The sequence below is a fragment of the Phenylobacterium sp. genome, assembly GCF_030693805.1.
Taxonomy (GTDB): Bacteria; Pseudomonadota; Alphaproteobacteria; order Caulobacterales; family Caulobacteraceae; genus Phenylobacterium.
In genome coordinates this window covers 1-8,579 of sequence record NZ_JAUXZW010000297.1, presented here as the reverse complement: position 1 = coordinate 8,579, position 8,579 = coordinate 1, and the positions used below count along the sequence as shown (strand labels likewise).

Sequence of the window (8,579 nt, the reverse complement as noted above, 5' to 3'; positions counted from 1 at the left end):
AGGCTGTTCTCGCTGGAGATCGTCAAGCCGCTGCATACGACACTCACCAGTCTCGCCGGCAGCGACGACTACGCGGCTTTGCGCGAAGTTGTCGCCGAGCCGCGCGTTCACAACATCTTCGGGGATGGCCGGGCTTTTCTCAGGCGTAGCGAGCGCCAGTACGACATTATCGAAGCGGACGCCTTGCGTCCGACGAGCGCCTATGCCGGCAACCTGTACTCCCAGGAATACTTCGAACTGCTCCGCTCGCGCCTGAAGCCTCACGGCCTGGCGGTGACCTGGGCGCCGACGGAGCGCGCCAAGCGCACCTTTCTGTCGGTCTTCCCCTATGTGGTTCACTACGAGCCCGACGTTTCCATGCTGATCGGCAGCAATGAGCCGATCACATGGGATGCGGCCGCGATGACCCGCCGCTTGCAGCATCCGTTCAGCGTCGCGCACTACGGCAGCGCTTCTGAGGAATTGCTGCAGAGCTACGTCGAGATGTTCGCAACCGTCCAGCCGACCTTCTACGGCCCGGAGTTCGATCGCACGGGACTGGCGGACCTCAACCGAGACCTGTTCCCTCGCGATGAGTTCATGACGCCCGCCGCTGACTAGGCTAGGCCACCCGGCATGCTGACTATCCACCACCTCGGCGTCTCGCAATCCGAGCGCATCGTCTGGCTCTGTGAGGAGCTGGGGGTTCCCTATGCGTTGAAGCTGTACGTGCGCGATCCGGTGACGCGGGCTGCGCCTGCGGAATACCGGGCGATCCATCCGGCCGGCACCGCGCCGGTGATCACCGACGACGACCTGACGCTGAGCGAGTCAGGCGCGATCATCGAATACATCATCGCCAAATACGGCGAGGGCCGGATGGCGCGCGCGCTCGGTCATCCGGAATTCGCCAACTATCTGTTCTGGCTGCACTACGCCAATGGCTCGCTGATGCCGGCGATCATGAGCGACCGGATGGCGGCGGCGGCGCGACCCGCTGGCGCGCCGATCCCGGCGATCCCGACGCGGTCCGAGCGGGGGCTGGCGATGGTCGAGGCCCGGCTGGGACAGACCCCTTACTTCGCCGGCGACGACCTGACTGCAGCCGACGTGATCATGCTGTTCCCGCTGAGGCCCAGCCGGCTGTTCGAGCCGCGTGACCTGACGCCCTATCCGAACCTGCGCGACTGGCTGCAGCGGATCAGCGAGCGGCCGGCCTATCAGCGGGCGATGGGACTGGCCGAGCCCGGCCAGCCGATCGCCCTGGTGTGACCATCGCAGATCAGCGGGGCAGCAGCGACGGCACGAAATAGGCCGCGACCAGCAGCCCGAGCGCGATGATCAGCAGGCGGCCCAGCCACTTGTCGCGTTGTGGATTGGTCATCGCCGTATTCCCCTGGCCCGTATCGCAGCTTGCGACGGCCTGCCAAGCGTCGTGCGCCTGCGCCTATTCCGCCTCGGCGGGCGCGGCGGTCGCAGCGCGCACCACCCGCGCGGGCTCGATCCAGGCTTCGGCGCGCACCCAGTGATGGATGTCGCCGCAGGAGGAGCAGCGGAAGGCGTAGCGGGCGTTGGCGGCCTCGAACTGAGCAGCCGTCATGTGATGGCCCGTATGCACCACGCGCCCATCCTGGGCGCAAGCCACCAGCACGCGGGCCATCAGGCCACCGCCGTGGGGTGCTGCGCGGCCTGGGCGCGCCACTGCTGCTGATCGTCGAGCGTGTTGAGCAGCATGGCCAGAGCCACGGCGCTGGCTCTCGAAGGGCCGGCCTCGGCGGACGGCAGGGTCTCGCGGGTCAGTCGATCGAGGATCGACCATGTTCCGTCGGTGTCACGGGCTTGATACCTGTTCATCCGCTCTCTTAGCACGTCTTGCGCGAGATGTCCGAATTGGCGCAGCAACCTCGCTCGTGCTCAAACGATCGGGGAAAATAGTTGCCCGCCTCGCCAAGACGTGACCTGCTCGCTCATCGGATATCGACTTGGTTCGGCTGTTTTCCGCACGCGCTCTCCGGCAGCGATTTTCGGAACTGACCGCGACCTTCCTGCGAAAATTTGCCTGCGCGCCGCTTGTGGCGCTGCGGATATTCAGTCCCGAAGATGGGAATCCAGACATGAGCACCGGCGTCGTCAAATGGTTCAACGGCCAAAAGGGCTTCGGTTTCATCCAACCTGATGAGGGCGGCCCCGACGTGTTCGTGCACATCTCCGCCGTCGAACGTTCTGGCCTGCCGTCGTTGTTCGAGGGCCAGAAGCTCAGCTACGAACTTGAACGCGACCAGCGCAGCGGCAAGTCCTCGGCCGGTCAACTGCAGTCCGCCTGACGGGTTTCGCGACCTCCTGATCGAGAACGTCCAGGCCGGCCTTGCGCCGGCCTGTTGTGTTCGGGAGCAGGTTCGAGCCTCGCCGTCGCCGCGACCGGATTCGCGGCGCTTGATCGCGGCCGGCGATTGGGCGATGCGAAGGTGTCAGACAACGAGGGCGGCGCCAGTGCGGCCGCCTCGCCTCAAGGGGAGAGAGCTTGCATGTCCGGTTCGCCACTGCGCGTCGCCTTCATAGGCTTGGGCAACATGGGCGGGGGCATGGCCGCCAACCAGGCGAAGGCCGGGCGCATCGTGTCAGCGTTCGACCTGTCGGCCCCGGCCCGCGACCGGGCGGCGGCGGGCGGCTGCAAGCCGGCCTCCACCGTGGCTGAGGCTGTCGCCGAGGCCGACGTGGTGATCACCATGCTGCCGGCCGGACCGCACGTGCGCAGCGTCTATGCCGAACAGATCCTGCCGAATGCGCCGAAGAGCGCGCTGCTCGTCGACTGCTCGACCATCGACGTGGAAAGCGCCCGCGCCGTGGCCGCCCAGGCGACGCAGGCGGGCTTCCGCTTCGCCGACGCGCCGGTGTCGGGCGGCTCGACAGCCGCGGACGCCGGCACGCTGGCGTTCATGGTGGGCTGCCTCGAGCCCGATTTCGCCGACGTCGAAGCGGCGGTCCAGCCAATGGCCCGCGCGGTGATCCGCGCCGGCGACCATGGCGCCGGCCAGGCGGCGAAGATCTGCAACAACATGCTGCTGGGCATTTCGATGATCGGCGTCTGCGAGGCCTATGCGCTGGCGGAACGGCTCGGCCTCGATCCGCAGAAGTTCTTCGACATCGCCTCGCAATCGTCGGGTCAGTGCTGGTCGCTGACCACCTACAGCCCCTGGCCGGGCGCGGTGGCGACCTCGCCGGCCAACCGCAACTACGAGGGCGGCTTCGCCACGGCGATGATGCTCAAGGATCTAAAGCTCGCGCAGGAGGCCGCAGCGGCCGCCGGCGCGGCGACGCCTCTGGGCGCCCAGGCCGAAGGCCTCTACGCCCTGTTCGACCGCCTGGGCGGCGGCGGCAAGGACTTCTCGGCGATCCTGCAGATGCTGCGCGGCCGCCTGGGCGAAGTACCGGGCGCCTGATCACGTAAGCGCGTGAGAATCCCCACGGCCGGCGCGCCAGAAGACCAAAACCAAGGGTAAGGAAACGCCAATGGGCGAGATCTGGAGTGGCGAGCGCCACATCACCACCGAACAACTGGACGAACGCGCCGCACGTGTGGCGACGGGCCTCGACTCCATCGGCGTGAAGGCCGGCGACACCGTCGCCCTCTACATGCGCAACGACATCGTCTTCTTCGAAGCCCAGGGCGGGGCAGGCGCGATCGGCGCTTATCCGGTGGCGGTCAACTGGCACTACACCGAGGACGAAGCCCGCTACCTGTTCGAGAATTCCCAGGCCCGGGTGATCGTCATCCATGCCGACCTGCTGGGCCCGGTGCGCTCGGCGCTCCCGGCCGACGCCACGGTGATCGTAGTGCGCACCCCGCCCGAGGTCTGCGCGGCGTATGGCGTCTCGCCGGCCGACGCCGAGGTTCCGGCCGGGATGATCGAATGGGAATCCTGGGTCTCCAGCTTCGAGCCCTGGACCAAGCCGCCGCACGAGGCGCCGACCACCATCATCTACACCTCCGGCACTACCGGGCGGCCGAAGGGCGTGCGCCGCTTCGCGCCGACACCCAGCCAGGCCGCCACCCAGCGCAGCCTGTTCATGCGCGGTTTTGGATTCGGCGCGGCGCCTGATCCCAGCCAGATCGTCACGGTGCTGACCGGCCCGATGTATCACGCCGCGCCGGTGTCCTATTCGAGCACCGCGGCGCGCCTGGGCGGTACAGTGATCCTGCAACCGCGTTTCGACGCCGAGGACCTGCTGAAGCTGATCGAGACACGCAAGGTCACGCACCTGCACATGGTGCCGATCATGTTCAACCGGCTGCTGAAGCTGCCGGACGCGGTGCGCGCCAAGTACGACGTCTCCTCGCTGGTCTATGTGGTCCACGCCGCAGCGCCGTGTCCGCCGCAGGTGAAGCGCCAGATGATCGACTGGTGGGGCCCGGTGATCTGCGAATACTACGGCACAACCGAGATCAGCATGGTCGCTTATTGCGACGCCGAGGAATGGCTGGCGCACCCGGGCACGGTGGGCCGCGCATTCCCGGAATCGGTGGTCAAGGTGGTCGATGAGGCGGGCAACGACCTGGCGCCGCGCGAGGTCGGCGAGGTGCTGGCGCGGACGCCCGGCATCACCGATTTCACCTATCAAGGCGACGACCAGAAGCGGAAGGACTCCGAAAAGATCGGCCTGATCGCCCCAGGCGACATCGGCTACTTCGACGAGGACGGCTTCCTGTATCTGTGCGACCGCTCCAAGGACATGATCATCTCGGGCGGGGTGAACATCTATCCCGCGGAGATCGAGGCCGAACTGCACAAGATGCCGGGCGTTGTCGATTGCGCAGTGTTCGGCGTGCCGGACGACGAATGGGGCGAGGCGATCCACGCCGTCGTCCAGCCCCACCCGGAGGCCGGTCTGAGCGAGGCCGATGTGCGGGCCTTCCTGCGCGAGCGGGTCGCCGGCTACAAGGTGCCCAAGCGGGTGGATTTCTCCGCCGAACTCCCGCGCGAGGACTCGGGCAAGATCTTCAGGCGCAAGCTGCGCGAGTCGTTCTGGGCGGGGATGGAGCGGCGCATCTAGCGCCGCCCCACGCCTCGGCGATCCTCAGCCGCCGCCGTCGATCGTCAGGATCGCCGCGTTGGTGTAGGCCGAGCGCGGCGAGGCCAGGAAGGCCACCGCATTGGCGATCTCGACCGGGTCGGCGGGGCGTCCGTACGGCATGCCCTTGTTGAGCTCCTGCCAGCGGCTTTCGTCGCCGAACTGCTCGCGCGCCGCGGTCTTGAGCAGAGTGACCAGGCGATCGGTGGCCACTGGGCCCGGGTTGATCGCCACGACCCGCACGCCGTCCTTCGACGCGCCCTTGCCGAGCGACTTGGTGAAGGCCATCAGCGAGGCGTTGCCGGCCGCGCCGGCGATGTAGCCCGCGGGGAAGGTTTCGCCCGCGCCGCCGATTACATTGACCACCACGCCCTTGCGGCGCGCGAGGCCGGGATACAGCGCCCGCGATAGGCCGATATAGCCGAACACCTTCAGGTCCCAGGCGTTGCGCCAGGTGTCGTTGTCGACGGTCTGCAGATCGCCGCCGGGGATCGCGCCGGCGTTGTTGACCAGGATGTCGAGGTCGCCGGCTTCCTTGGCCACGCGCTCGACTTCCGATTGTTTGGACAGGTCGGCGGCGATCACCTGCACATTGACCTGAGCGCGGCCGCGGATGTCGTCGGCGGCTTCACCCAGCAGGGCTGCGTCGCGCGACACCAGGATCACGTCGCAGCCTTCTTCGGCCAACAGAGTGGCGACCGCTCTGCCGATGCCCTTGGACGCGCCGCTGACCAGCGCGCGCTTTCCCTTCAGATCCAGTTCCATATCCTGGCTTCTCCCTGTCTTTTCTTGATGGCCGGGGCGAATGGCTCGCGCCGTTGGCTTCAGTGCGGCCGGCGCTGTTTCGCCGTCAGCTCGCGCTCACCCTTATCAGATGCATTTCGCTACGGAAGGCGCAGGCGCGGCTACGACCGGTTGTGCCGCGTTTGGCGCCACGATCTCGGCGAAGAATTCCTCCAGCACCTCACGTGCCCGTACGCGGGCCGCGGCGCCGGGAGCCTGGACCTGGCGCACCACGAGGCCATGGGCGATCAATTGCAGGCGCTCGGCGGTGCGTTCGGGATCGATATCAACGCGCAACTCGCCGGCCGCGACACCGTCGCGGACCAGCGCGGTCCAGAACTTCTGCTGGCGGGCCTCGCGCTGCTCAAGGTGGCGGCGCATCTCCTCGTCACGGCCCGAATGGGCGACGTAGTTCAGCCAGAACCGCCAGAAGCGCTCGTGCGTATGTTTGTGGAGCACATGGCCGGCGGCCAGACGCTTGAGCTGACCCAGCGGCGATCCGCGGTAGCTCTCCCAGTCGTGCGGAAGGCGGTAGGCGGCCTCGAGCGCGGCGATGATCAGGTTGTGCTTGTTCTCGAAGTGATAGTTGATCGTCCCTGTGCTGATCTTCGCCGCCTCGGCGATCTGGCGCATGCTGACGCCGTCGATGCCGTACTGGGCGATGCAGTCGTAGACCACCACCAGCAACTCGCGACGTCGCCGCAGCGTCTTCGGCCTGGCCGGTGTTGCAGCCGTGGGGGAGCGATCGGTCTTCTGCACTACACGCATCTCCAGAACGGCTCAGAACTTGTCCGCGCCGGAGAGGGCGGAGCGCATCAAGGTCGAGGCCATGGTCTTGATCAGAGGGCCGTCGACTTCGGTCTCCTCACGCAGGGATTTCCATCGCGGATCGGCGGCGAAGGCCGCCCAGGCCGCCGCGCGGGCATCCTCGTCCTCGAACCGGCAAAGGTAGACAACGCGGCCATCGTCGGGAGTCGGGGTGAATGCGGCCACCACTTCGATCCTGTGGTCAGGCATCATCGGCATGGCGCGATTGAGCAGCCGATCACGCAGGGCTTCCGTGCGCCCCTCGACGGGTTCGTATATCCTCAATTCGTAGATCATGGCGGATGCTCGCCACCCGGAGCAACAAGGTCAAGGCCTCGTCTCGCCCCCACGGCTCGGATCGAATTCGCGCCGCGACCGTTGAATCGATGTCACAGCCGGAGGAAAACACATTCGAAACGTGCGTAAGGCGCAGGACACCATCACGGGCGAAGGTGAACTGAAGTTCAGCGGATTCACCGGCCCGATCCAGTATGAGCTGACTGGTAACGCCCAGAACCTCCAGTCGCTCGCGCCGCGCCTGCGCGGGGCGCTGAAAACCACGCCGGAGATCGCCACGGCGGCGTTCAAGGCGGGCTATGGCACGCTGTCGCTGGCCGACGGACGCCAGCGCAGGATCACCGTCACCGCGATGACCGCAGGCGACGCAACCTGCTTTTTCGAGATCGCAGACTAGGCTTACACGCAAACGGGGCTAGCGCGCGCGGCGGCCCTCAGGCAGCTTCCCGCGAGGGGGTCGGCGAGCCACAAAAGTGGCGGCCGGCGACGCACCTTGGGGCGCCGATGGATATCTCACCTCTGTGGCGACTGCTGATCATCGCCGGCCTGGCCTATTCGGCCGGCCTGCTTGGCGGGTTGTCGTTCTATCGCGGCGAGATCGGGCCGCGACGCGCGCCGCCCCAGCCGAGACGCGGGGAGCGCTCCACGCCTGGGCGCGCGCGCTCGCGCAATCGCTTTAAGCGCTGGATCCAGGACATCACCTACTCCCGGCGTCGCGCCATCGAGATGATCGTCGTCGCCCTATGGCTGGTGGCCATAGCGCTGCTGGTGCTCTGGCTGGTGGTCAGCGCCTCGAGCCGGCTGATCAATCCGCAGCCCTGACATCCCCGCCTGGCTTTCTGCGCTTCAGCGCGCGCCGTTGAAATCGCGGCGCACGAAGCAGGCCTGGCCACTGCTCTGCAGCGTGTCGCACCAGGCGGCCGCGGCGTTGCGGCTGGAGAAGCCGTAGAACAGGGCCCGGTGGACCGTGCGCCCGCCGACCACAGCCTCAGCGACCGTGTTCGACAGGCGGCCGGCCGACGCGAATCGGGCCTGCACCTGAGCGATCTCGCGACGCGCCAGAGCGGGCGTGGTGGCGGCGCTGACCTGCACCGCGGCGTCGCCGGCGCGGCCCGGGGAGACTGCGGACACAGAAGGCGAGGCCGTCGCGACTTCGGTTTCAGACGGCAGATAGGGCTCGGCCGACGGCGGCCTGGCGTACTCACGCGGCGGCTGCGGGGCGGGGTCGGCCTTGGCGACGATCACAGGGGCTGTGACAGGCGTGGCCTCGGGTTCAGGCGTCGATTCAGGTGCGGGTGGCGCGGCTTCCGCCCTGACGGACGGCTCGGGGTCCCCGGCCGGTTCGGGCCTGGGCGCCGGCGCTGGTTCGGGGAGGGGCTTCGGAATGGGTTGGTAGGGCCTGGCGGTCGGAGGCGCCGGCTCGGCGGTCGCGACGATCATCGGTTCCGGCGGGGCCGCCGGGGGAGGAGGCGCTTCCGCGACCATGGCCGGCGTCGGAATTGGGGCCGGCGTCGGAACTGGGGTCGGCGTCGGGGCCGCAACGGGCTCGGCGCGCGCTTCGACGGGGGCGACGGGCTCGGGCGCCGGGGGCGGCGTGAGGCGGCGGGGTTCGGCGGTGGCGACGATCACCGGCTGCGGCGCGG

General features: G+C 67.9%; 13 protein-coding genes. 7 read left to right on the top strand and 6 right to left on the bottom strand.

All coding sequences use genetic code 11. The features are described 5' to 3' along the window. Together Q8M88_RS11460 and Q8M88_RS11455 are read left to right on the top strand one after the other, a co-directional pair. A partial coding sequence (locus Q8M88_RS11460) for a spermidine synthase (protein WP_305597288.1) occupies positions 1-600 on the top strand: 600 nt, incomplete at its 5' end. A 15-nt stretch (positions 601-615) separates the two neighbouring features. Beyond that, a complete protein-coding gene (locus tag Q8M88_RS11455) occupies positions 616-1,251 on the top strand; it encodes a glutathione S-transferase family protein (RefSeq protein ID WP_305597287.1) in 636 nt (211 codons plus the stop codon). A 175-nt stretch (positions 1,252-1,426) separates the two neighbouring features. Here Q8M88_RS11455 and Q8M88_RS11450 read toward each other — a convergent pair whose 3' ends face one another. Both Q8M88_RS11450 and Q8M88_RS11445 read right to left on the bottom strand, forming a co-directional pair. Next, complete coding sequence (locus tag Q8M88_RS11450) at positions 1,427-1,639, bottom strand: hypothetical protein (RefSeq protein WP_305597286.1); 213 nt, start codon at positions 1,637-1,639, stop codon at positions 1,427-1,429. Beyond that, a complete protein-coding gene (locus Q8M88_RS11445) occupies positions 1,639-1,833 on the bottom strand; it encodes a hypothetical protein (RefSeq protein WP_305597285.1) in 195 nt (64 codons plus the stop codon). Before Q8M88_RS11445 ends, Q8M88_RS11450 begins: the two co-directional genes overlap by 1 nt. A 260-nt stretch (positions 1,834-2,093) precedes the next feature. Between Q8M88_RS11445 and Q8M88_RS11440 the strand changes: the two genes are divergently transcribed. From Q8M88_RS11440 to Q8M88_RS11430, 3 genes are all read left to right on the top strand, one after another. Continuing rightward, positions 2,094-2,303 (top strand): cold-shock protein, encoded by a 210-nt coding sequence (locus Q8M88_RS11440; protein WP_305597289.1) that lies wholly within the window; start codon positions 2,094-2,096, stop codon positions 2,301-2,303. Between the two features lie 201 nt (positions 2,304-2,504). Then, a complete protein-coding gene (gene mmsB, locus Q8M88_RS11435) occupies positions 2,505-3,419 on the top strand; it encodes a 3-hydroxyisobutyrate dehydrogenase (RefSeq protein WP_305597284.1) in 915 nt (304 codons plus the stop codon). 70 nt (positions 3,420-3,489) lie between these two features. After that, the gene (locus Q8M88_RS11430) at positions 3,490-5,031 is read left to right on the top strand and encodes an acyl-CoA synthetase (RefSeq protein WP_305597283.1); all 1,542 of its coding nucleotides are present in this window, start codon (positions 3,490-3,492) and stop codon (positions 5,029-5,031) included. 24 nt (positions 5,032-5,055) lie between these two features. Here Q8M88_RS11430 and Q8M88_RS11425 read toward each other — a convergent pair whose 3' ends face one another. The 3 genes from Q8M88_RS11425 to Q8M88_RS11415 form a co-directional block, all read right to left on the bottom strand. Next, positions 5,056-5,814 (bottom strand): short-chain dehydrogenase/reductase, encoded by a 759-nt coding sequence (locus tag Q8M88_RS11425; RefSeq protein ID WP_305597282.1) that lies wholly within the window; start codon positions 5,812-5,814, stop codon positions 5,056-5,058. Positions 5,815-5,919: 105 nt separating this feature from the next. Continuing rightward, positions 5,920-6,591 (bottom strand): TetR/AcrR family transcriptional regulator, encoded by a 672-nt coding sequence (locus tag Q8M88_RS11420; protein ID WP_305597281.1) that lies wholly within the window; start codon positions 6,589-6,591, stop codon positions 5,920-5,922. A gap of 21 nt (positions 6,592-6,612) precedes the next feature. Beyond that, positions 6,613-6,936, bottom strand: coding sequence for an NIPSNAP family protein (locus Q8M88_RS11415; RefSeq protein ID WP_305597280.1), 324 nt, complete (start codon positions 6,934-6,936; stop codon positions 6,613-6,615). 121 nt (positions 6,937-7,057) lie between these two features. Between Q8M88_RS11415 and Q8M88_RS11410 the strand changes: the two genes are divergently transcribed. Together Q8M88_RS11410 and Q8M88_RS11405 are read left to right on the top strand one after the other, a co-directional pair. Continuing rightward, entirely contained in the window at positions 7,058-7,333 is a 276-nt protein-coding gene (locus tag Q8M88_RS11410; RefSeq protein WP_305597279.1) for a hypothetical protein, read from the top strand. Positions 7,334-7,440: 107 nt separating this feature from the next. After that, the gene (locus Q8M88_RS11405; RefSeq protein WP_305597278.1) at positions 7,441-7,758 is read left to right on the top strand and encodes a hypothetical protein; all 318 of its coding nucleotides are present in this window, start codon (positions 7,441-7,443) and stop codon (positions 7,756-7,758) included. 24 nt (positions 7,759-7,782) lie between these two features. On the opposite strand, the gene Q8M88_RS11400 is transcribed toward Q8M88_RS11405, so the two are convergent. Then, the coding region (locus Q8M88_RS11400) for an SPOR domain-containing protein (protein WP_305597277.1) at positions 7,783-8,579 on the bottom strand (797 nt) is incomplete at its 5' end.

Bases quoted from the DNA above. Each gene is read 5' to 3' on its own strand.
- Q8M88_RS11455 (WP_305597287.1), top strand. From the start codon at position 616: ATGCTGACTATCCACCACCTCGGCGTCTCGCAATCCGAGCGCATCGTC.
- Q8M88_RS11450 (WP_305597286.1), bottom strand. From the start codon at position 1,639: ATGGCCCGCGTGCTGGTGGCTTGCGCCCAGGATGGGCGCGTGGTGCAT.
- Q8M88_RS11445 (WP_305597285.1), bottom strand. From the start codon at position 1,833: ATGAACAGGTATCAAGCCCGTGACACCGACGGAACATGGTCGATCCTC.
- Q8M88_RS11440 (WP_305597289.1), top strand. From the start codon at position 2,094: ATGAGCACCGGCGTCGTCAAATGGTTCAACGGCCAAAAGGGCTTCGGT.
- mmsB (WP_305597284.1), top strand. From the start codon at position 2,505: ATGTCCGGTTCGCCACTGCGCGTCGCCTTCATAGGCTTGGGCAACATG.
- Q8M88_RS11430 (WP_305597283.1), top strand. From the start codon at position 3,490: ATGGGCGAGATCTGGAGTGGCGAGCGCCACATCACCACCGAACAACTG.
- Q8M88_RS11425 (WP_305597282.1), bottom strand. From the start codon at position 5,814: ATGGAACTGGATCTGAAGGGAAAGCGCGCGCTGGTCAGCGGCGCGTCC.
- Q8M88_RS11415 (WP_305597280.1), bottom strand. From the start codon at position 6,936: ATGATCTACGAATTGAGGATATACGAACCCGTCGAGGGGCGCACGGAA.
- Q8M88_RS11405 (WP_305597278.1), top strand. From the start codon at position 7,441: ATGGATATCTCACCTCTGTGGCGACTGCTGATCATCGCCGGCCTGGCC.